This is a genomic window from Sulfitobacter sp. (assembly GCF_041552635.1).
Lineage (GTDB): Bacteria > Pseudomonadota > Alphaproteobacteria > Rhodobacterales > Rhodobacteraceae > Sulfitobacter.
On sequence record NZ_JBFEKM010000063.1, the window covers coordinates 1 to 20,853 of the forward strand.

The 20,853-nt window shown below is 58.5% G+C and carries 18 protein-coding genes; 8 read left to right on the top strand and 10 right to left on the bottom strand.

Translation table 11 applies throughout. The annotated features are described in order from the left end of the window. Positions 1-161 precede the first annotated feature (161 nt). The 3 genes from ABYT07_RS09355 to ABYT07_RS09365 all read right to left on the bottom strand — a co-directional run bounded on the left by ABYT07_RS09355 (position 162) and on the right by ABYT07_RS09365 (position 4,047). Positions 162-1,160, bottom strand: a complete 999-nt coding sequence (locus ABYT07_RS09355) for an ABC transporter permease (RefSeq protein ID WP_372991114.1) — start codon at positions 1,158-1,160, stop codon at positions 162-164. Beyond that, a complete protein-coding gene (locus tag ABYT07_RS09360) occupies positions 1,153-2,220 on the bottom strand; it encodes an ABC transporter permease (RefSeq protein ID WP_372991116.1) in 1,068 nt (355 codons plus the stop codon). Before ABYT07_RS09360 ends, ABYT07_RS09355 begins: the two co-directional genes overlap by 8 nt. Before the next feature lie 105 nt (positions 2,221-2,325). Further along, positions 2,326-4,047, bottom strand: a complete 1,722-nt coding sequence (locus ABYT07_RS09365; protein ID WP_372991118.1) for a peptide ABC transporter substrate-binding protein — start codon at positions 4,045-4,047, stop codon at positions 2,326-2,328. A 324-nt stretch (positions 4,048-4,371) separates the two neighbouring features. On the opposite strand from ABYT07_RS09365, the gene ABYT07_RS09370 reads away from it, so the two are divergent. From ABYT07_RS09370 to ABYT07_RS09390, 5 genes are all read left to right on the top strand, one after another. Continuing rightward, entirely contained in the window at positions 4,372-6,204 is a 1,833-nt protein-coding gene (locus ABYT07_RS09370) for a dipeptide ABC transporter ATP-binding protein (RefSeq protein ID WP_372991120.1), read from the top strand. Between the two features lie 11 nt (positions 6,205-6,215). After that, positions 6,216-7,376, top strand: a complete 1,161-nt coding sequence (argE, locus tag ABYT07_RS09375) for an acetylornithine deacetylase (protein ID WP_372991122.1) — start codon at positions 6,216-6,218, stop codon at positions 7,374-7,376. 97 nt (positions 7,377-7,473) lie between these two features. Next, positions 7,474-8,817, top strand: coding sequence for an NAD(P)/FAD-dependent oxidoreductase (locus tag ABYT07_RS09380; RefSeq protein ID WP_372991124.1), 1,344 nt, complete (start codon positions 7,474-7,476; stop codon positions 8,815-8,817). 20 nt (positions 8,818-8,837) lie between these two features. Beyond that, on the top strand, positions 8,838-10,007 hold the full coding sequence (locus ABYT07_RS09385) for a M20 aminoacylase family protein (protein WP_372991126.1): 1,170 nt from the start codon (positions 8,838-8,840) through the stop codon (positions 10,005-10,007). A gap of 74 nt (positions 10,008-10,081) precedes the next feature. After that, positions 10,082-11,245: a M20 aminoacylase family protein gene (locus tag ABYT07_RS09390; protein WP_372991128.1), complete on the top strand. Its 1,164-nt coding sequence runs from the start codon at positions 10,082-10,084 to the stop codon at positions 11,243-11,245. A gap of 42 nt (positions 11,246-11,287) precedes the next feature. Here ABYT07_RS09390 and ABYT07_RS09395 read toward each other — a convergent pair whose 3' ends face one another. Genes ABYT07_RS09395 through moaA form a run of 3 tightly spaced genes read right to left on the bottom strand, consistent with a single transcriptional unit; the run spans position 11,288 to position 14,641 of the window. After that, positions 11,288-12,343 (bottom strand): glycosyltransferase family 4 protein, encoded by a 1,056-nt coding sequence (locus ABYT07_RS09395; protein WP_372991130.1) that lies wholly within the window; start codon positions 12,341-12,343, stop codon positions 11,288-11,290. Next, the gene (locus ABYT07_RS09400) at positions 12,340-13,626 is read right to left on the bottom strand and encodes a 3-deoxy-D-manno-octulosonic acid transferase (RefSeq protein WP_372991131.1); all 1,287 of its coding nucleotides are present in this window, start codon (positions 13,624-13,626) and stop codon (positions 12,340-12,342) included. The genes ABYT07_RS09395 and ABYT07_RS09400 overlap by 4 nt, the downstream gene beginning before the upstream one ends. Positions 13,627-13,633: 7 nt before the next feature. After that, a complete protein-coding gene (gene moaA / locus ABYT07_RS09405) occupies positions 13,634-14,641 on the bottom strand; it encodes a GTP 3',8-cyclase MoaA (RefSeq protein ID WP_372991132.1) in 1,008 nt (335 codons plus the stop codon). A gap of 86 nt (positions 14,642-14,727) precedes the next feature. On the opposite strand from moaA, the gene ABYT07_RS09410 reads away from it, so the two are divergent. Next, positions 14,728-15,252 (top strand): hypothetical protein, encoded by a 525-nt coding sequence (locus ABYT07_RS09410; RefSeq protein WP_372991133.1) that lies wholly within the window; start codon positions 14,728-14,730, stop codon positions 15,250-15,252. A gap of 108 nt (positions 15,253-15,360) precedes the next feature. On the opposite strand, the gene ABYT07_RS09415 is transcribed toward ABYT07_RS09410, so the two are convergent. From ABYT07_RS09415 to glmU, 4 genes are read right to left on the bottom strand one after another with little or no spacing between them, the layout of a single operon-like run. Then, complete coding sequence (locus ABYT07_RS09415; RefSeq protein WP_372991141.1) at positions 15,361-16,059, bottom strand: DNA alkylation repair protein; 699 nt, start codon at positions 16,057-16,059, stop codon at positions 15,361-15,363. Beyond that, positions 16,052-16,621, bottom strand: a complete 570-nt coding sequence (locus tag ABYT07_RS09420; protein ID WP_372991134.1) for a pyridoxamine 5'-phosphate oxidase family protein — start codon at positions 16,619-16,621, stop codon at positions 16,052-16,054. The genes ABYT07_RS09415 and ABYT07_RS09420 overlap by 8 nt, the downstream gene beginning before the upstream one ends. Next, on the bottom strand, positions 16,621-18,441 hold the full coding sequence (glmS, locus tag ABYT07_RS09425) for a glutamine--fructose-6-phosphate transaminase (isomerizing) (protein ID WP_372991135.1): 1,821 nt from the start codon (positions 18,439-18,441) through the stop codon (positions 16,621-16,623). Before glmS ends, ABYT07_RS09420 begins: the two co-directional genes overlap by 1 nt. Before the next feature lie 2 nt (positions 18,442-18,443). Next, positions 18,444-19,796 carry a bifunctional UDP-N-acetylglucosamine diphosphorylase/glucosamine-1-phosphate N-acetyltransferase GlmU gene (gene glmU / locus ABYT07_RS09430; RefSeq protein ID WP_372991137.1) on the bottom strand — a complete coding sequence of 451 codons (1,353 nt, stop codon included), beginning with the start codon at positions 19,794-19,796 and terminating at the stop codon, positions 18,444-18,446. Between the two features lie 118 nt (positions 19,797-19,914). Here glmU and ABYT07_RS09435 point away from each other — a divergent pair, with 118 nt between their 5' ends. Both ABYT07_RS09435 and ABYT07_RS09440 read left to right on the top strand, forming a co-directional pair. Then, entirely contained in the window at positions 19,915-20,586 is a 672-nt protein-coding gene (locus ABYT07_RS09435; protein WP_372991139.1) for an HAD-IA family hydrolase, read from the top strand. Between the two features lie 4 nt (positions 20,587-20,590). Next, the coding region (locus ABYT07_RS09440) for a DegT/DnrJ/EryC1/StrS family aminotransferase (protein ID WP_372991140.1) at positions 20,591-20,853 on the top strand (263 nt) is incomplete at its 3' end.

Consider the following 20,853-nt stretch of genomic DNA (forward strand, 5'->3'; position numbering starts at 1 on the left):
CGGGGACGCGTTCCAGGTTTCCGAATGGCCTTGCCCGGACCAAACTGCGTTCTTATTTGATGAATTCACAAAAGTAAAAAAGGGAGACCAAGTGGCCCCCCTTAACCCTTTTTCAAATACTCAAGTCCGACATAACCCGCAAAGACCAAAGCCTGGTTGGATTATCGTCCCCGCAACCGTGGATCCAACGCATCGCGCAAACCATCACCCAGATAATTCACGCTCAACACCGTCAACGAAATAGCGATCCCCGGCAGCAACACACGCTCGGGGTATTCTTGCATCCGGCTCACCGCGTCGGAGAGCAACTTACCCCATGTCGGGAAGTCCGACGGAAAGCCGACCCCCAGAAAGCTGAGCGCGCTTTCGGTAATGATCGCTGTCGCCAGCCCCAATGTTGCAGAAACCATGATGGGCGAAATGACGTTGGGCAGCAGATGCCGCCGGATGATCTTGCCCGACCGCGTGCCGATGGACCGCGCGGCCAGAATGAACTCGCGCTCTTTCAACGCCAGAATATCGCCGCGGACGATACGTGCTGTTTGCATCCAGGATGTCAGGCCGATGATGCCCACGATCAGAATGAACATCCCGCCCTCTGGCCCAAAGCGTGAATTGAGCGGCTGGCGAAACAAGGTCACGGCCAGCAAGGTCAAGGGCAGGATCGGCAGAGACAACACCAGATCTGTAAAACGCATCAGCCAGAAGTCGAGCTTTTTGAAGTAGCCCGAGATCACGCCGATCGCGGATCCGATCACCAGCGCCAAGGCCATTGCCAGCCAGCCGACGGCCATCGACACTTGGCCGCCCGCGATCATTTGTGCCATGATATCGCGGCCCAGTTGATCAGTCCCAAAGGGGTGGGCCCAGCCTGCCTTGGCCTCGCTGTCGAACAGCAGCTGATAGATAGGGCGCCAGTTCTTGTTGCGGATATCCAGCGTGGTGGGGTCAATGCTCCACAGGAATGGACCAAAGATCACTGCCAGCGTGATGAATAGCAAAAAGCCACCGCCGAAAACGGCACCTTTGTGTTTTCGAAACTGCAACCAGACATCGATCCACTGGCTGCGTGGTGGCTTGGACGGTTCCTTGTCGACCAGGGCACCAAAGGTTTCGATGTCGGCCTCGATGGGGCTGGCGGGAATGGCTTGCTCAGTCATAGCGGATCCTCGGGTCAAGCAGGCCGTATAGAACATCGGCAATCAGGTTAAACAGTACGATCAGGATGGCAAAGATAAAGGTCAGCGTCATCACCATCGGCAAATCGTTGGCAAACAGCGCGGTCAGCAGCAGCTGGCCAATGCCGTTCACCTTGAACACGTTTTCAGTAATGATCGCGCCACCGAAAATCGCGGGCATGCCAAGGGCGATCACTGTCACGACAGGGATCATCGAATTGCGCAACACATGGATCAACACGACCGAAGTTTCCTTGAGGCCCTTGGCCCGCGCAGTGCGCACGTAATCCTGATTCAGGTTGTCCAGCATCGCACCGCGCATATAGCGGCTGATCTGCGCTGTTGTTTGCAGCGCCAGCACCATCACGGGCATGATCATCTGCATGAACTGCACCTTAAAGCTGGCCCAATCGGTCACCACGTGGGTGGTGTCATAGATCGACGGTAGCCAGCCCAGCGTCACCGAGAACACCACAATCAGCAGCGGTCCGGTAAAAAACGGCGGGATCGAAAAACCAACCATGGTGACAAAAGTGCCCGCTTGATCGAACAGGGAATAGTGGCGGTAGGCGGAATAGATCCCGATGGGAATGGCGATCAAGATGCCGACGATATAGCTGAGGCCAACGACCCACAGGGTCTGCGGCATCCGCTGGATCACGATATCCATGATCGGGCTGCGGGTCTGCCAGCTGATGGCACGCTGTACGGGGCGCACGGCACCGGTGTCAGGGTCGACGAAGGTCGAAAAATTCGTATCGGGCAGCCAGCCCAGAAGGAACGTATCACGTGTTGCCCAGTCGATGAACACTTGCGGTTCAACCCAGAAGAACTGGATCAGCCACTTGTAATATTGCACATAGATCGGCTGGCCGAGGCCAAGCGCCTCGCGCATCTTTTGTTTGACTTCGGGGGGAACGGTCAGCGGTACCTGAGCCATCGGATCGCCGGGGGCGAGCTGAAGCAGCAGGAAAATAACCATACTGATGAACAAAAGCGTCGGGATCGACAATAGCAGTCGTCGAATGGTGAAAGTCAGCATGCGCGGCGCCTTTGCAGGTCAGTCTGTGGTGATATTAATGGTGGTCGCGGTGTGGTCGGTCCGAAGAGGGGGGCGTAAAACACGCCCCCCCAGAGAAGGAAAGAGTTATTCCTTGATACGGTACCAATCGGCGGCATTCCAAAGTTCGGAATCCCATGTGTTCAGGACAACGCCACCCAAGGTGGTGGAGGCTGCGGAAACACGACCACGGTCAACCAGTGGTACGATTGTCATGGTTTCTTTGGTGATGATGTCGTTCAGACGCTTGGCGATTTCGCCGCGCTTGGACAATTCACCTGTGCGGGACAGTTCGTCCAGCAGTTCATCATATTCCGCGTTACAGAAGCGGTTGATGTTTTCACCCTGCCATTGGCTGGATGGCTTTGGTTCGTTGCCACAACGGTAGGCCGACAGGTATGCCTGTGGGTCTGTGCCGTCAAAGTTGTTGGCGTACATTTCAACGTCCGCGTAGAACTTTTGGAACGTGTCAGGCGAACCGGGGTCGCCACCAAAGAATACCGACCCGTCAAGGTTACGCAGTTCGACTTCAACGCCGATCTGGTTCCACCAGTCTTTGATCAACGCTTGAAAATCCTGACGGACTGCGTTTGTCGAAGTTTGGTACAGAACCGACAGCTTTACGCCATCTTTTTCACGTACACCGTCGCCATCGCTATCGGTATAGCCTGCTTCTTCGAGAAGCGCTTTCGCGCCTTCCAGATCTTGCGTCAGACATTCTGTGTTGTCGGAGGCATAAAGTGCAGGGGCCGGAACGAGGTTACAGGTTGGGCGACCAGCCTGACCGTAACCGACTTCGACCAAAAGCGGGCGGTCGATCGCCATGGAAAGCGCCTTGCGGACTTTGAAATCCGACAGGAAGGGGTGTGGATGCATGACGGTTGAACGTTCGCCTTCGGGCAGATCAGGCGACGGGTTTGTCATGTTCATTTCGATCCGTTCGACCAACGTGCCGAATGCCGAGATCGGCGTACCTTTGCCAACGGAGGCCATTTTCGCCAGCACGTCGGGTGCCAACTGCATGTTCCACGCATAGTCGTATTCGCCGGTTTCCATAACCGCACGGCCTGCGGATTCCGCGTCGCCGCCACCTTTGAAGGTCACAGATGCAAACGCAGGTTTGTTTGGATCACGGTAGTTAGGGTTCGCAACCATCTGGATCACGTCATTTGGACGGAAATCCGTAACCATGAACGGGCCGGTGCCGATCGGGTTAAAGTTTGCTTCGGTGCATTCAGGTGCCTTTGCGCCCAGACATTCTGCGAATTGTGCCGCTTGAATGATGGGGGACTGTGCGCCCATGAAAGGACCGTAAGGGTTTGGCTTCGCGTCGGTAAAGTTTACCGTGACCGTCAGATCATCTACGATGTCGATGCTTTCCACGCCGTCAAACTTTGACGCCTGTGCGCAACCGCCTTCGGGGTGCATACAGTATTCAGCGGTGAATTTAACGTCCGCCGTTGTCACAGGTGTGCCGTCAGACCACAACAGGCCTTCCTTCAGCTTCCATGTGATGGATTTCAGGTCTTCGGAAACGCCGCCGTTTTCAACGGTTGGAATTTCAGTGGCCAGATAAGGTACCAGCGCGCCAGTTTCGTCATAACGACCCAAAGGTTCAATCACGAGGCTCGAAGCCTCGAGGTCCTTGGTGCCGCCGGACAGATAGGGGGTCATGATGGAAGGCGCTTGCCAATATATGATCTTGACCTCGCCGTCGCGTCCGCGCTCGCCTTCATGGGCGGCTGCGAATGCAGCGGGGGCAAGAGCCATAGAAGCCACAGCACCCATTAATAGGGTTTTCAAAGTCATAACTTACTCCTTGTTGGGCACCGGTGATTTCGGTTTTGGTGCCACGCTTTTTTATCTTTGGATGCCATTTTTAGACATGACCCCAACTTTCTTATGATCGGGCCTGAAAGGTCAAGGGCAGGAAACGCAACAGATGAAAAAATCATCAATTGCAATTTGCAAGTTTGCTCCCCCAAGCACGCGTGCCGCTATCGAAACAGGTTCCGCGCAAATTGCAAGCCTCATGACAGCGGTAACACGCCTTGGGCGTGACGGGTTTGACACTGGGTGTTGAATGGCTTTAGCGTCAGCAGATCAGAAATATGATCAGCGATGGAAATTTTCATGCTCGACGACACCACATCCTCACCAATCGCGCAAATTCAAGAGCTTAGGGTCGAATTTCAGACACAGGACGGCCCTGTTCTGGGGGTCGAAAACGTCAGTTTCGACATCAATTCTGGTGAAACCGTGTGTGTGGTGGGCGAATCTGGATCGGGCAAATCAGTATCCTCCTTGTCCTTGATGCGCCTTGTGGAATTCGGGGGCGGAAAAATTGCAGGTGGTCGCCTATTATTTAATCGTCAGAACAATCCTGCCGTCGATTTGGCCCAGACCGACCAGGATCTGATGCGCGAAATTCGCGGCAATGAAATCGGGATGATCTTTCAGGAACCGATGACGGCGCTGAACCCGGTGTTTACCGTCGGACGTCAGTTGACCGAAGGATTGCGCCTGCACAAAGGCATGACCAAGGCAGAGGCCGAAGCCCGCGCGCTGGAACTTTTGACGCAGGTGCGTATCCCGCAGCCCGATCAGCGCCTGAAGCAATACCCTCACGAACTGTCCGGTGGCATGCGACAGCGCGTCGTTATCGCCATGGCTTTGGCCTGTTCGCCACGCCTGTTGATCGCAGATGAACCTACAACGGCCTTGGATGTGACCATTCAGGCCGAAATCCTTGCGCTGATTGACCGGTTGAAACGCGAAACCGGCACAGCCGTTATGTTCATCACCCATGACATGGCCGTTGTGGCGCAGATGGCCGACCGGGTGGTTGTGATGTTCCGCGGCAAAAAGGTCGAAGAAGGCACGGTCGAGGAAATATTCGAAAATCCGCAGCACCCCTATACCAAGGCGTTGCTGGCTGCTGTGCCTAAACTGGGCGAGATGACGGGCAAAGCCTATCCCGAACCGATGAAGCTGTTGGGAACCAAAGACAAGGAAATCGTGCCGATCAAGGGCACCACAGAAACCTTGCTGACGGTGAAAAACCTGACCACGCGTTTTCCGGTACAGGGCGGTTTCTTTCGCCGCACCATCGCCAATGTCCACGCGGTCGAAGACCTGTCTTTTTCTATAAACAAGGGGCAGACCCTTAGTCTTGTGGGCGAATCCGGTTGTGGTAAATCCACGGCTGGCCGGTCGATCTTGCGTCTGGTCGAACCGCTCTCGGGTGAAATCGACATCTCGGGCAAGGATATCATGGCGCTGAATGCACATGATCTGCGTGAAGCACGTCTTGATATGCAGATGATTTTCCAGGACCCGTTTGCCTCGCTGAACCCGCAGATGCAGCTGTCCGATCAGGTGGCCGAACCGATCCACAACTACGGCACCCTCAAGGGCGCTGAGCTGACCAAGCGTATCGAAATGCTGTTTGACCGCGTGGAGTTGCCCCGCAGCTTTATGCGCCGTTTCCCTCATGAACTCTCAGGTGGTCAACGCCAACGGGTCGCGATTGCCCGCGCATTGGCGCTGAATCCCAAGCTGATTATCGCAGACGAGGCAGTTTCCGCCCTCGACGTGTCAGTGCAGGCGCAGGTCGTTAACCTGATGCTGGAACTGCAACAAGAGATGGAGCTGTCGTTTCTGTTCATTAGCCACGACATGGCCGTCGTCGAACGGGTCAGCCATCAGGTTGGCGTGATGTATCTGGGTCGGATCGTCGAATTGGGATCCCGCCAGCAGGTGTTCGAAAACCCGCAACACCCCTATACCCAAGCGCTGATGAAGGCGGTCCCCATCGCCGATCCGCGTAAGCGTAAAAAGGAAAGCGAGCTGAATTTCAAACCGATTCCCTCGCCGATCCATCCCACCACCTACCGGCCTGAACCGTCGGTCTACAAAACTGTCTCTCCCGGTCATCAGGTATTGCTGACCGACAGCGGCTACTAAAGGACGGCCCAATGACCGAACGCATGACCCCGTTTGCGCTGATGGAAAAGCTGATCAGCTTTCCCACTGTGTCGCGCGAAAGCAATATCCCGCTGGTGGATTGGGTGGCTGATTATCTCGCCAGCCATGGTATTGAATCGCACCGCTATGTTGATCCTGATCAACCCAAACACGCGCTTTTTGCCCATGTCGGCCCGTGGAAAGAAGGGGCCGTGGTGCTGTCTGGGCACACCGATGTGGTGCCCGTCGATGGCCAGCCCTGGGACAGCGACCCGTTCAGCGTGGTTGAGCGCGATGGCCGCTATTACGGCCGCGGCACATGCGACATGAAAGGCTTCGATGCGATGGCCCTCTGGGCGCTTGTCGAAGCGAAGTACGCAGGCGTGACACGCCCGCTGCAGGTTGCCCTCAGCTTTGACGAAGAGGTCGGATGCCTTGGGGCCCCCCCGATGATCCAAGCGATGCAGCCGGTCCTGCCCAAGGGCAGTCTGGTGATCGTGGGCGAACCGTCAACCATGCAGGCGGTCACCGGCCACAAGGGCGGCACCGGCTTCAACACCCACGTGGTGGGGTTCGAAGTCCATTCATCGCTGTTGCACACCGGCGTCAACGCGATCATGGCAGGGGCCAAGCTGATCGAATGGGCCAATGAGATGAACACAGAAAATTTCGCCCGCAAGCCTACGGAAATGGCGGCGATGTTCGACCCGCCGTTCACGACCTGCCATGTCGGCATGATTTCGGGCGGGACGGCCCATAACATCACGGCCAAGGATTGCACATTCGCAATGGATTTCCGCGTCGTCCCGGGCGAGGATAAAGACGCATGGGGCACGGCCTACCTGAAAAAAGTGCGCGAAGTTGAAAAGCAGATGCAAGAGGTCGTCCCCGAGACCTATATCGAAATCACGCCTCGTTTTGATGTCCCGGCCCTGCAACCCGAAAAAGATGGGCTGGCGGAATCTTTTGTCCGCCAGATCACCGGCGACAATGCCAGCCACAAAGTCAGCTACGGCACCGAGGCAGGCCAGTTCCAAGAGGCAGGTTATAGCGCTGTGATCTGCGGCCCCGGTGACATCGCGCAGGCCCACCAACCCAACGAATATATCGAAATCTCGCAGTTCAATGCGGGCCATGACTTCATGCGCAAGCTTGTAGACCGGCTGCGCTAATCCCTAAAACGTCTGTCCCGCCCCCCGATTCCAAATGGACCTAAATCCCGGGGGCTGGCCCCCGACCAGCGCCTTATTTGAAACGAGCTTTCTGAAAATGCAGTTCCCCATCAACGACACGACCCCAGTCACCTATTCCGGCCCTCACAATACTCAGGCCGATGTCGTGGTGATCGGTGGCGGCGTGATTGGCGTTTGCACGGCCTTATTTCTGGCGCGCGATGGACACCGCGTCATCCTGCTTGAAAAGGGCCGCATCGCTGGCGAACAATCCAGCCGCAACTGGGGCTGGATTCGCCAACAAGGCCGCGACCCAGACGAGATGCCGATTATGGCTGACGCACAGCGCTTGTGGCACGAATTCGCCAGTCAGACCAACGTCGACATTGGCCTGCGGCAGGGCGGCATCACCTATTTTGCGGATAAACCCAGCCAGTTGGAAGAGTACGAGAACTGGCTGCCTCATGCGCGCGCCAATGGCGTGGACAGCAAGATGCTGTCGTCGGCACAGATCAGCGCGATGTTTCCCGGTATGGCAACGCGGCCCGTGGGGGCGTTGATCACACAGACCGATCTGCGCGCCGAACCATGGGTCGCTGTGCCCGCTTTGGCTGCGATTGCTGCGCGCGAAGGGGTGCAGATCGTGGAAAACTGCGCCGTGCGCAGCCTTGATATCGCCGCAGGGCGGGTCGCGGGCGTTGTCACGGAAACGGGCCGCATCGCCGCCCCCGAGGTCGTCTTGGCGGGCGGGGCGTGGTCATCGCTTTTCTTGCGCAATCACGGTGTGACGATGCCGCAGCTTTCCGTGCGTGAAAACGTCGCCGCAACCGAACCGTTGCCCGAAGTTTACGCAGGTGCCGCGGCAGATCGAAAAGTCGCGTTTCGGCGTCGTGCTGACGGCGGATATACGCTGGCCCCTCCGGGCGCGCCCGAACTTTTCGTCGGTCCCGATGCCATGCGCGCCTTTCCCCATTACCTGACCCAGCTTAGGGCGAACCCTTTTGGGCAAGTTTTGCATCCCTTTGCGCCAAAGGGTTTTCCCGATGCATGGGGCACCAAACGGCGCTGGACCAGCGAAGAAAAAACCCCGTTCGAGGACATGCGCATCCTGAACCCTGCGCCAAACATGGGCAAAATCAACCGCTTGCTGCGTAATTTTGCCAAGATGTTCCCGGACCTTCCCCCTGTGCGCCTAAAGGCAGCATGGGCAGGCATGATCGACACCATGCCCGATATCGTCCCTGTGGTGGACCGCGCACCGACCTTACCGGGGCTCACCATCGGGACGGGCATGTCCGGGCATGGCTTCGGCATCGGGCCGGGCATGGGGCGCGTGTTGGCTGCACTGGCAACCGGGGGCGATGTGGGGCATGATCTGACCAGATTTCGCCTGTCGCGTTTTAGTGACGGCAGCCCGATGGTTTTGGGCCCCAACGTCTGATTTAACAACCGGAGCATGTTATGCCGATCAAGAATCGCTTTGCCGATACCCATGCCGATATCACAGCATGGCGTCGCCACCTGCACACCATCCCCGAACTTATGTTCGATCTGCCGCAAACATCGGCATTTGTGGCTGACAAGCTGCGCAGCTTTGGCATCACTGACATCACCACAGGCGTCGCTGAAACCGGTATTGTCGCGGTGATCGAAGGTAAAACCAACACGTCCGGCCGCACCATCGGGCTGCGCGCAGACATGGACGCGCTGCCCATATCCGAAGCGACAGGGCTGGACTATGCCTCGACCCATCCGGGCAAGATGCATGCTTGCGGTCATGACGGGCACACGGCGATCTTGCTGGGCGCTGCGCAATACCTGGCCGAGACGCGCAATTTCGACGGCCGTGTCGCGCTGATCTTTCAACCCGCCGAAGAAGGCGGCGGTGGCGGCAATGTCATGGTCGAAGAAGGCCTGATGGATCGCTGGTCCATCGACGAAGTATACGGGTTGCACAACATGCCCGGCCATCCTGTGGGCGCATTCGCGATCCGCACAGGTGCGTTGCTGGCGGCGGCAGATGAATTCGACATCACCGTGACCGGGCAGGGCGGCCATGCCGCCGCCCCGCACGAGGCGATTGATACCAACCTTGCGGCAGCGCATGTGGTGGTCGCCCTGCAATCCATCGCCAGCCGCAATGTTGACCCGATCAAGCAAGTCGTTGTGTCGGTCTGCACGCTGCGGTCGGACACCGACAGCCACAACGTTCTGCCGCAAACCGTGCGGTTGCGCGGCACGGTGCGCACGCTTGATCCGGGCATCCGCGATCTGGCCCAAGAACGGTTGCAGGTAATCGTGACCCATACCTGCGCGGCCTATCAATGCACCGCCGACATAGATTATCGGCGCGGATATCCGATCACCGTGAATGCCGAAGACAACACCGGTTTCGCCGCCGATGCCGCCGAAAAAGTGACGCCCGGCGTCGATCGCAACACGCCGCCAATCATGGCAGGCGAGGATTTTTCCTATATGCTGAACAAACGTCCCGGTGCTTATATCATGCTGGGCAATGGCGACGGTCCGACCGTTCACCATCCGATGTACAATTTCAACGACGACGCCATCCCTGCCGGCTGTAGCTGGTTTGCCGAGATGGTCGAAACACGATTGCCAAGTGCTGGGTAAACCGACCCCACGCTTGGCCTTACACTCTTGGCCCTAATCCTCCCGGCCCGAACTCTCCCAACCAAGGACCTATCATGCCTGTTAAGAACCGATTTGCCGAACTTCATGACGATATCACTGCATGGCGCCGTGATCTGCATGAACACCCAGAGATTTTGTTTGAAACCCACCGGACATCTGCCACGGTCGCCGAAAAGCTGCGCGCCTTTGGCTGTGACGAGGTGGTCGAGGGGATCGGTCGCACCGGTGTTGTGGGTGTGATCAAGGGGAACACGACGGCATCCGGCAAGGTGATCGGCCTGCGCGCCGACATGGACGCGCTGCCCATTCACGAACAGACTGGCGTCGAATATGCCTCCAAGACACCGAACGCGATGCACGCCTGTGGCCATGATGGCCATACCGCGATGTTGCTGGGGGCCGCGCAATATCTGGCCGAAACCCGCAATTTTGACGGCACTGTCGTGGTGATTTTTCAGCCCGCCGAAGAAGGCGGCGGCGGCGGTCGCGAGATGTGCAAAGACGGCATGATGGACCGTTGGGGCATTCAGGAAGTTTACGGCATGCACAACTGGCCGGGCATGCCAGCGGGCAGCTTTGGCATTCGTCCGGGGCCGTTTTTTGCCGCAACCGATCTGCTTGAGATCGAAGTCGAAGGTCTGGGCGGCCACGCGGCCAAGCCGAACGAGACGATTGATACCATGGTCGTGACCGCACAGATGATCACCGCGCTGCAAACCATCGTCAGCCGCAATGCGGACCCGATTGGCAATATCGTGGTGTCGATCACGTCCATTGAATCTTCGTCCAAGGCGTTCAACGTGATCCCGCAGCGGGTCAACCTGCTGGGCACGGTGCGCACATTGTCCAACGATCTGCGTGATCTGGCCGAAAAGCGCGTGACCGAGATTTGCGAGGGCATTGCCGCCACATTCGGGGCCACGGCCAAGGTGAACTATATCCGCAACTATCCGGTGATGGTGAACCACGACGAACAAACCGAATTCGCCGCCGATGTTGCGCGCAGCGTATCAGGCCAATGCGACGAGGCCCCTCTGGTGATGGGCGGCGAAGACTTTGCCTTTATGCTCGAAGAGCGTCCCGGTGCCTATATTCTGGTCGGCAATGGTGACACCGCGATGGTGCACCATCCGCTGTACAATTTTAACGATGATGTGATTCCGGTCGGATGCAGCTGGTGGGCAGGGATCGCGGAACAGCGGATGCCCATGGGCTGAGGTCTAACAGCGAAAAATGTGTAAGGTGGGATTTATCCCACCTTACGACGCCAGCAGGCTCCGGTAGATTTTGACAATCGCAGCCGCTTCGCGTTCGATCGAAAAATCCGACATGACGAAACTGCGGCCCGCCGTTGCCCAGTTTGCCAGACGGGGTCGGTCTGACAATGCTTCGCGGACTGCTGCCTCAAGGGCGGGGATGTCATCGGGCGGGACCAGCAGGCCGGTAGTGTTTTCCACGATCAACTGTTCGAACGCGCCGACACGGGTGGCAACGACTGGCACACCGCAGGCCATGGCTTCGATCGGGGTCAGGCCGAAACCTTCCCAGCGTTGCGGGGCGACGTACAGATCCAGCACACGGTAAAAATCAGCCATATCGCCCACAGGCACTTCGGGCAGGAACAACATGCGCTCTGACAGGCCTTGGGCGTGCACGCGGTCCTTAAGGTCTTTTTCAAACGCAGCGTATTTTTCGGTCGCGCGGCCCATCACCAGACCAACAACATCCGGATCGTCGCGCAGGATGGGCAATAGCGCATCGACAAAAGCATCCGTGCCTTTTTGCGCGCGGATGCGGCCATAACAGCCGACCAGCGTTGCATTGACCGGCAGCCCAAGCGCGCTGCGCAACGCGGCGCGGTCGGGCGACGGTGCAAAACCGTCAGTATCAATGCCATGCATGATCACATGAGCAGGGTGTTCCAGATAGGCGTTCGTGCGGTCCGACGTGGCCACAACGGCATCCATGCGCCGGATCAACCAACGGGTCAGCCCGCTTTGCTTGCGCTGGCTGGCCGAGGTGAACATCAGCTTTAGCCGTTTGCCCAGAACATAGCGCAGGGCCAGCCCGCCCAGCATCTCCACATTGCGCCGCGCATGCCATACCCGCCAGCCCGACGGCCCGCGCCGCGACATGGTGAGCAGCGACATCAACGGCACATGCGGCACGTCATCGGGCACCACGGGGCCGGTGGCGATGATTGAAATGCTGTGCGCTTGCAACGGCACAAGGCGCATGACGGTGGCTGTAACACCGCTGAGGCGGCGTTTGAAATTCGGGGCGATCACGTCGATCTGGTCAAGGGGGTGGGTCATGGCAGGTGCAGTCCCAGTGCTTTGATCAGCCGTCCCGCGATTGTGTCGAGCTGATCTTGTTGCGCCTCGATAAACTGGCGGGCAGCTTGGGTCATTTCGTCCAGCGTGTCGGGATTGTCCAGCAATGCCACAACCTGCTGGGCCAGATCATCACCATCCTTCACGATCAACGCGGCCCCGTCGGTTTCCAGCTGGGCATAGGTTTCCGCAAAGGCCGCCACATGGCTGCCCGACAGCACCGCAGCACCCGATTGCGCCACCTCGAACGGGTTATGCCCGCCGATAGGCAGCAGCGACCCGCCCAGAAACACGATATCGGTCAGCGCGTACCACAGCCCCAATTCCCCCAGCGTATCTGCCAGATAGACCTGTGCGCCAAGGGCATCCCCGCGGCTGCGGCGGGTGCAGGACAGCCCTGCGCCAGTAATCAGCGCCTCGACTTGATCGCCACGTTCGGGGTGGCGAGGGGCAAGGATCAGACACAGGTCAGGGAAACGGTCCAGCAGCGCCCGATGCGCATCCAGCACCGCCTGTTCTTCGCCCTCGTGCGTAGAGGACGCGACCCACACAGGGCGGTGGCCAAGGGCGGCGCGGGCCTCGAACAGGGCGTCTTCGTCGACGGGCAAGGGGCCAGCCATGGATTTCAGATTGATCCCGCGCGCGACGCGGGCAGAGGGGGCATTTATGCTGACCATATTATGCGCCATCGCGTCATTCTGCGTCAGGATCAGGTCAAAGACATCCAAGACATATTGGGCAAGTTTCGGCCACTTGCGCCATGTTTCCAAGGTCTTGTCGGACATGCGCGCATTGACCAGCGCCATCGACGCCCCGGTGGCACGGGTCCCGCGCAGCATCTGCGGCCAGATTTCGCTTTCGACAAAAATTGCCGCGTCAGGCCGCCAGTGGCGCAAGAAGCGTTTCACAGGGCCGGGCGCATCCAGCGGCGCAAATTGATGGGTGGTGCGGGGCGGCAGGCGCTGTTCAATCAGCTTGGCCGACGTGGCTGTCCCCGAGGTGATCAGGAACTGTGCGCGCGGCAGCATCAACCCCATGCGGGTGATCAGCGCCAACACCGACAGGCTTTCTCCGACCGAGGCACCATGCAACCAGATCAGAGGGCCGGTGCCCACGCGGTCTTGGGTGGCGTGGCCCAGTTTTTCATGGGCACGCAAGACCGATATCCCTTGTCCGCGCAGTTTCTTGGTCTCGGACCGCGCAAAGAACGGCACCAGCCCCATGCTGGCGACCACCCACACGCGATAAAGAAAAGGGACTTTCATGGCTGTGTCAGCCGCCTGTGTGGCTCATGTGGCGGGGCATTTGCCCGTCCAGCTTTTGGCGTGAATAGTCGAAATCATGCCCTTTGGGTTTCAGGTTGATTGCGGCACGGATAGCATCCTTGAGCGGTGCATCATCGTCGGGATGATTGCGCAAGGGTGCGCGCAGATCGGCCACGTCTTCTTGGCCCAAGCACATGAAGATTTCGCCGGTGCAGGTGATGCGCACACGGTTACAGCTTTCGCAGAAATTATGGGACAGCGGCGTGATGAAACCAATCTTCTGGCCGGTTTCTTCCAACCTTACATAGCGGGCTGGCCCGCCCGTGCTTTCGGCCAGATCGGTAACCGTATAGTGGTTTTCGTAGGATTTGCGCACGTTCTTGAGGGACCAGTATTGGCCAAGACGATCCTCGTTGCCCAAGTCGCCCATGGGCATAACCTCGATCCAGGTCAGGTCTATCCCGCGGTCGGCACACCACGCGGTCATGCTGGGCAATTCGGATTCGTTAAAGCCCTTGAGGGCGACGGCATTTATTTTGACATGCAAACCGGCAGCCTGCGCCGCGTCGATGCCGCGCAACACCTGAGGCAAACGGCCCCAGCGGGTGATGTCGGCGAATTTCTGGTCGTCCAGCGTATCCAGTGACACGTTCACGCGGCGCACCCCGGCGGCATAAAGGTCAGCGGCAAAGCGTTCCAACTGGCTGCCATTGGTGGTCAGCGTGAGTTCCTTGAGCGTGCCCGCGTCCAAATGGCGTGTCATGCTGTCAAAAAAGGTCATGATGCCCTTGCGCACCAAAGGTTCACCGCCGGTAATGCGCAGTTTCTGCACCCCGAGGTCAACGAAATTACTGCACAGGCGGTCCAGTTCCTCGAGGGTGAGAAGTTCCTTTTTGGGCAGGAAATTCATATTCTCCGACATGCAATAGACGCAGCGGAAATCGCAGCGGTCCGTGACAGAGACACGCAAATAGGTGATGGCGCGGGCGAAAGGGTCAATCAAAGGAGCATTCATACGACATAGGTAAACATCGGCCCATCGCGGGGCAAGGGACATTTAGGTGATTGAAGCGGTTCGGTGGGACGGGTAACCATAGCGGCATGAAACATATTCTTATTCTTGGTGCTATTGGGTTGTCGTTGTCTGGCTGTGGGGCTTTGCCCGACCGGTTCGGTTTTGGTAAAAAGTCTAGCGTTGACATGCCGATGACATCTGCGGTGGCCGTGCCAAGAGCCACGACAATCGAAGATCCGGCTTTGGTGCCTGTGGTGACCGCGCCGCGCCCGCCCGCCGCTGCACGTACGGCCGAAGCGTTGGACACCACCACGCCCGAGCAACGCGCCGCCGCTGCGCGGCCCGCCTCGGAAGGCGCACAGCCACTTGGCACGACTGTTGCATCGCTGGGAAGTGCGACCGAGCCGGGGCTTTGGATGAAGACGCCTTTGGTGCAGTCCGAGCTTCAGGGCCGGGTGACAAATCCGGCGACGGGGAAATCATCGACGGTCAGATTGATCCCGCTTGAGGGGCCAAAGACGGCGGGCAGCCGTATGTCCCTTTCTGCGCTGCGCCTGATCGGCGCGTCGCTGACGGATCTGACATCGGTTGAGGTGTCTACGGGCGGGTAGTGTTTTTGGGACGGAAGCGGCGGATTTAGTCGCAGCGTTTCGTCCGTAGGGATGGGGCCAGCCCCCCAAAGCCCCCCGGGATATTTTTGAGCCAGAGAAGATGTAAGGTCAGGCGGCCGGGTTTGTGCGTTCGGGCAGGTAGCGCGAGGCTTCCTTGACGGCGTAGGGCTTCATCTGGTGGCTGTTTGCGTCGATGAAGGCTGTTGCGCGGGCCGGGTCGTGCCGGCTGAGATCGCGGACCCACCAAGCGATGGCCTTTTGCATGATTCCGTTTTTGACCGGCAGATACCCTTCGGCCCACCCCAAGATGCGTTCGCGTGCTGCCAGTTCTTCGGGTTTGGGGTGATTTTGTTTGGTCCACGGCAGGGTTGCCACAAGGGCGGCGCGGCGGGTCCAAAGGTGGTCTGACTGGGTCCATGCTTCGACCACGTCAAGGCGGTCGGGATCAGCGATCAGGCGTTTTTGCACGGCCATGCAGACATGATCGGCAATGGCCCAGCTGTCGAATTCCGGTACCCAACTTTGCATCAGCTGCCATGCCGGTTCATCATCGGGGCGCAGGCGGGCTTGGGTCAGCAGTTTGGCGGCGGCGAGCCGAGCCTCGAAAATATCGGTTTGCCACAGGGCATCGGCAAGGCTGACACGGTCTGCCAGATCAAGTTCCTCGCGCCAGGTTTTGGTCAGGTCGTTGATCTGCGGGTTGGTCACGCCAAGATAGACGCGATCCATCTTGTGATAATCCTGCATTTGCGAAACGCGGTCGGGATCGGCGAGCGCAGTGAGCTGCGCGAGGTACGGATCAAGCATTGGTTTTGTCACCTGTGTTTTCTGGCAGGATGTGTGTCGGCATCCCGTCAATCGTCGTGCGATTGCGTTCGTCCCAATAGGTGGAAATGCCGGCATCACCTTTGTCGTCGGCCCACTTTTCTAGCACGTCGCGGTCTCCGGCATAATTATAGAAAGGTACGGCATAGCCGCAGCTGGTTTGCAGCATCTCAACGCGCATATCATAAATCTGCCGCGCGCCAAGGGCTGTCGGGAACAGCGCATTGAGGCTGGCAAAATCGGCATCGCGTGGATGCAGGACATTTGCATCGCCGTAGACGCGCATGATCATCGGTTGCTTTTCAAAGCCGCACCACATCAGCGTCATGCGGTTCAGTCGCGCGAGATGGCCGGCGGTTTCATTGCCCGATCCGGTCAGGTTGCGCCAAACGATCCGGTTCGGGCCCAACATGCGCAGGCTGTCCATTCCCTTGGGCGAAATGTTGACCCGACCGTCAGGGGCCGCACTGCCGCAGAAAAACATATGCTGCGCTTCGATAAAACGGCGGTGGCTGTCGTTGATCTGGTCGAACTGTTTGGCCACTATTCAACCGTCACTGATTTGGCGAGGTTGCGTGGCTGGTCCACATCCGTGCCCTTGGCGATGGCCGTATGATACGCCAGCAATTGCGCGGGGATCGCGTAAAGGATCGGGGCCAACGCATCGGCAACTGGCGGCATTTCGATCGTCGCCCAAGTGCCCTCGGATTCCTCGTTCAGACCGGACCTGTCCGAAATCAGGATGACCTTGCCCTTGCGCGCCATCACCTCTTGCATGTTGCTGACCGTCTTATCAAAGAGCGTGTCTTTGGGGGCCATCACAACCACCGGCACGTTTTCGTCGATCAGCGCGATGGGCCCGTGCTTGAGTTCACCGGATGCATAAGCTTCGGCGTGTATGTAGCTGATTTCTTTTAATTTTAACGCGCCTTCAAGGGCGAGCGGAAACATCGGGCCGCGGCCCAAGAAAAGCACGTCCCGCGCTGAGGCAAGCTTGTTGGCGGCATCGCGGATCGCTGCGTTCTGTTCAAGCGCAGTGTTGATCAGCGACGGCATTGCCCGCAGCCCCGAAACATGATCGGCCAGCTGTTCATCGTTGATCACGCCACGGTCTTTCGCGGCTTTCAGCACCATCAGGAACAACACGGTAAGCTGGCAGGTAAACGCCTTGGTCGAGGCCACGCCAACCTCGACGCCCGCGTGGATCGGTAGGGCCAAGTCGCTTTCGCGCGCGATAGAGGATTCAGTGACATTAACCACTGACGCGATCTTGGCGGCCTTGCCTTCGCAAAAGCGCAGCGCGGCAAGGGTATCGGCAGTCTCGCCTGACTGGCTGACAAACATCGCCAAGGTGCGCGCCGGGATGGGTGGTTCGCGGTAGCGGAATTCAGAAGCGAAATCGACCTCGACCGGTAGACGTGCGATTTGTTCAAACCAATATTTCGCGGTCAGGCAGGCATAGTAGGCCGTCCCGCAGGCGACCATGGTGATGCGGTCGATCGCGTTGAAATCAAGCCCTGGGTCAGGCAATGAAATCTCGCCTTTTTCGCTTAGGTAATGGGAAAGCGCCGCGCCGATCACGCCAGGTTGTTCGGCGATTTCTTTGGCCATGAAATGCTTGTGGCCTGCTTTGTCGACGCGGGTATTATCGAGGCTGATCGTCTTGATCGCCCGGTTGGCGCGGTTGCCATTGGCGTCGTAAATCTCGACCGAGTTGCGGGTCAGAATTGCGCGGTCGCCTTCTTCCAGGTAAGTAATGCGGTCGGTCATCGGCGACAGGGCGATGGCGTCGCTGCCCAGATAAACTTCGTTGTCGCCGTACCCTACGGCCAAAGGTGCGCCCTTGCGTGCGCCAATCATCAGGTCTTCTTCGCCATCGAACAAAAAGGCGAGAGCAAAGGCACCGTGCAAGCGCGACAGCGTCTTGGTCGCGGCCTCAATCGGGCCAAGCCCTTCGGCCATGTGCATCTGTGTCAGCAATGCGACGGTTTCGGTGTCGGTTTCCGTAACGAAATCAACACCTTTTGCGGTTAGTTCGGCGCGCAATTCGCGAAAGTTTTCGATGATCCCGTTATGGACGACTGCGACAGGCCCCGCCTGATGCGGATGCGCGTTGGTGACTGACGGCGCGCCATGGGTGGCCCAGCGGGTGTGGCCGATGCCCGATTTGCCGGCAAGCGGTTGATGCACCAACAGATCGGATAGGTTGACCAGTTTGCCAACCGCGCGGCGGCGGTCAAGATGACCATTGTTGATCGTCGCAATCCCTGCGCTGTCGTAGCCGCGGTACTCAAGTCGCTTGAGGGCCTCGACAAGGATGGGGGCTGCTTCGTGCTGCCCGAGTATTCCAACAATACCACACATAATCAGCTGCCTCTCTGTTGTTTTGCCTTCTTGGCCTTTAACATATCGAACAATTTTCGTGCCATGCCCGGCTTTTCCACCTGTGGCGCGCGCGACAGCGCCAAAGCGTCGGCTTCGACGTCTGATGTGATGACCGACCCAGATCCGGTCATCGCCCCGTTGCCAATATGCACGGGGGCCACAAGCATGGTGTTGGACCCGATAAAGGCGTTTGCACCGATATGGGTGTGGTGTTTCATCACGCCATCATAATTACAGGTGATCGTGCCCGCGCCGATGTTGGCGCGCGCCCCGATCGTTGCGTCGCCGATATAGCTAAGGTGATTGACCTTGGCCCCTTCGGCGATCTGCGCATTCTTAATCTCGACAAAGTTGCCAACCCGTACGTCTTCGGACAATTCCGCACCGGGGCGCAGGCGTGCATAGGGGCCGATGATGCCGCCACGCGACACATGGCACCCTTCCAGATGGCTGAAGGCGCGGATCGTGGCACCGGATTCGACGGTGACACCGGGGCCAAAGACGACGTTGGGTTCAATTACCGTATCGCGCCCGACATAGGTGTCGCGGGCAAAATAGACGGTGTCGGGTGCCATCAGCGTGACGCCGGTTTCCAGCATCTGCGCACGGGTGCGGGCCTGAAATGCAGCATCGGCCGCCGCCAGATCGGCGCGCGAATTCACGCCCATGGTTTCCGCCTCGATGCACGTCACGGCGGTGGCCTTCAATCCGCGATCACGTGCGATGCCGATGATGTCTGTAAGGTAATATTCTTCGGATGCGTTATCATTGCCGACCGCATCAATCAGATCAAACAGAAGATCGGACTTGCACGCGATAACACCACTGTTGCAAAGCGTTATGGTGCGTTCTTCATCCGACGCATCCTTGAATTCGACGATCCGGTCCAAGCTGGCACCATCCATGACCAACCGGCCATACCGCGCTGGAACAGCCGCCTCGAACCCCAGAACAACCACGTCGTTATTCGTCAGGGCAGCGCACATCGCCTCAAGGGTTTCGGGCTGCACAAAAGGTGTGTCGCCGTACAAAACGATGGCCGTCCCGTCAAAACCGGCCAGTGCATCGCGCGCTTGGGCGACGGCATGGGCGGTGCCAAGCTGCTCTTCTTGCACCACGACGACGGCGTCTTCGTCAAACGCCTGTGCGGCGGCGCGCACCAGATCTGCCCCGTGCCCGGCTACAACAACGGTGCGGGCGGGTTCAAGTGCTGCACCCGACGCCATCGCATGTTCAAGCAGAGGGGCGTGGGCGACGGGGTGCAGAACCTTGGGCAGATCCGATTGCATCCGCGTGCCTTTGCCTGCGGCCAATAGGATCAGTGCAACTTTCATGGGAAATCTCTTTAATGAATTAGTGTGCGCTCTCTTTACCTTGTTACCGTTTATGCGCAAGGCTGCCGGCCATCAAAGAAGATTTCGACCTGCAACAACTCTCAGCAAAGGAACGCCGATGAAAACGGTAGTATTCGACCTCGACGGGACTTTGGCGGACACCAGCGGTGATTTGATCGCGGCGGCCAATGCGTGTTTTCGCGACATGGGCGAGGGCGATTTGTTAGATGCCGCCCGCGACGCGGGCACGGCGCTGAAAGGTGGACGCGCGATGTTGCGTCTGGGGATGGAACGTCTGGGCAGGGGTGACGACGGGGCGACAATCGACCGTTATTATCCTGTGCTTCTCAAGGCGTATGCTCAGGACATTGATACGCATACGGTGCTGTATCCCGGTGCGATGGACGCCGTTGAGGCATTGAAAATCGCAGGGTACCGCGTGGCGATCTGCACCAACAAACCCGAAGGTTTAGCCGATACATTGCTGAAACGGTTGGGTGTGCGGGATGTTTTCGGGGCGATGTTGGGGGCGGACAGTCTGGCAGTGCGCAAGCCCGATCCGGAACATCTGTATGAAACCGCGCGCCGTGCCGGGGGGGATCCTGCGCAATGCTGTCTGGTGGGCGACACTAATACCGACCGCAAGACCGCTGCCGCTGCCAATGTACCTTGCATTCTCGTTACTTTCGGCCCCTCGGGCGAGGATATGGCAGCCCTGAACCCCGAAGCCTTGCTGGAAGACTACGCGCATTTGCCCGCGCTGGTGCCAACATTGATCGGGGCCATGTGACGTCATGGACGCGTTCAAAGGCAGCTTTACCCAACAAGAACCCATTCCCGAAGATGCGATAGCAGCCGCAATCGCTGTCATGCGCCACGGGCGGCTGCACCGCTACAACACCGCAGGCGACGAAATCGCTGAAGTGGCCCTGCTTGAGCAGGAATTTGCCGCGATGGTCGGGGCGGAGTATTGCCTTGCCGTGGCATCGGGGGGCTATGCCATTGCCACGGCCCTGCGTGCGGTCGGGGTGAAACCGGGCGACCTCGTGCTGTCCAA

Bases quoted from the DNA above. Each gene is read 5' to 3' on its own strand.
- ABYT07_RS09355 (WP_372991114.1), bottom strand. From the start codon at position 1,160: ATGACTGAGCAAGCCATTCCCGCCAGCCCCATCGAGGCCGACATCGAA.
- ABYT07_RS09360 (WP_372991116.1), bottom strand. From the start codon at position 2,220: ATGCTGACTTTCACCATTCGACGACTGCTATTGTCGATCCCGACGCTT.
- ABYT07_RS09365 (WP_372991118.1), bottom strand. From the start codon at position 4,047: ATGACTTTGAAAACCCTATTAATGGGTGCTGTGGCTTCTATGGCTCTT.
- ABYT07_RS09370 (WP_372991120.1), top strand. From the start codon at position 4,372: ATGCTCGACGACACCACATCCTCACCAATCGCGCAAATTCAAGAGCTT.
- argE (WP_372991122.1), top strand. From the start codon at position 6,216: ATGACCGAACGCATGACCCCGTTTGCGCTGATGGAAAAGCTGATCAGC.
- ABYT07_RS09380 (WP_372991124.1), top strand. From the start codon at position 7,474: ATGCAGTTCCCCATCAACGACACGACCCCAGTCACCTATTCCGGCCCT.
- ABYT07_RS09385 (WP_372991126.1), top strand. From the start codon at position 8,838: ATGCCGATCAAGAATCGCTTTGCCGATACCCATGCCGATATCACAGCA.
- ABYT07_RS09390 (WP_372991128.1), top strand. From the start codon at position 10,082: ATGCCTGTTAAGAACCGATTTGCCGAACTTCATGACGATATCACTGCA.
- ABYT07_RS09395 (WP_372991130.1), bottom strand. From the start codon at position 12,343: ATGACCCACCCCCTTGACCAGATCGACGTGATCGCCCCGAATTTCAAA.
- ABYT07_RS09400 (WP_372991131.1), bottom strand. From the start codon at position 13,626: ATGAAAGTCCCTTTTCTTTATCGCGTGTGGGTGGTCGCCAGCATGGGG.
- moaA (WP_372991132.1), bottom strand. From the start codon at position 14,641: ATGAATGCTCCTTTGATTGACCCTTTCGCCCGCGCCATCACCTATTTG.
- ABYT07_RS09410 (WP_372991133.1), top strand. From the start codon at position 14,728: ATGAAACATATTCTTATTCTTGGTGCTATTGGGTTGTCGTTGTCTGGC.
- ABYT07_RS09415 (WP_372991141.1), bottom strand. From the start codon at position 16,059: ATGCTTGATCCGTACCTCGCGCAGCTCACTGCGCTCGCCGATCCCGAC.
- glmS (WP_372991135.1), bottom strand. From the start codon at position 18,441: ATGTGTGGTATTGTTGGAATACTCGGGCAGCACGAAGCAGCCCCCATC.
- glmU (WP_372991137.1), bottom strand. From the start codon at position 19,796: ATGAAAGTTGCACTGATCCTATTGGCCGCAGGCAAAGGCACGCGGATG.
- ABYT07_RS09435 (WP_372991139.1), top strand. From the start codon at position 19,915: ATGAAAACGGTAGTATTCGACCTCGACGGGACTTTGGCGGACACCAGC.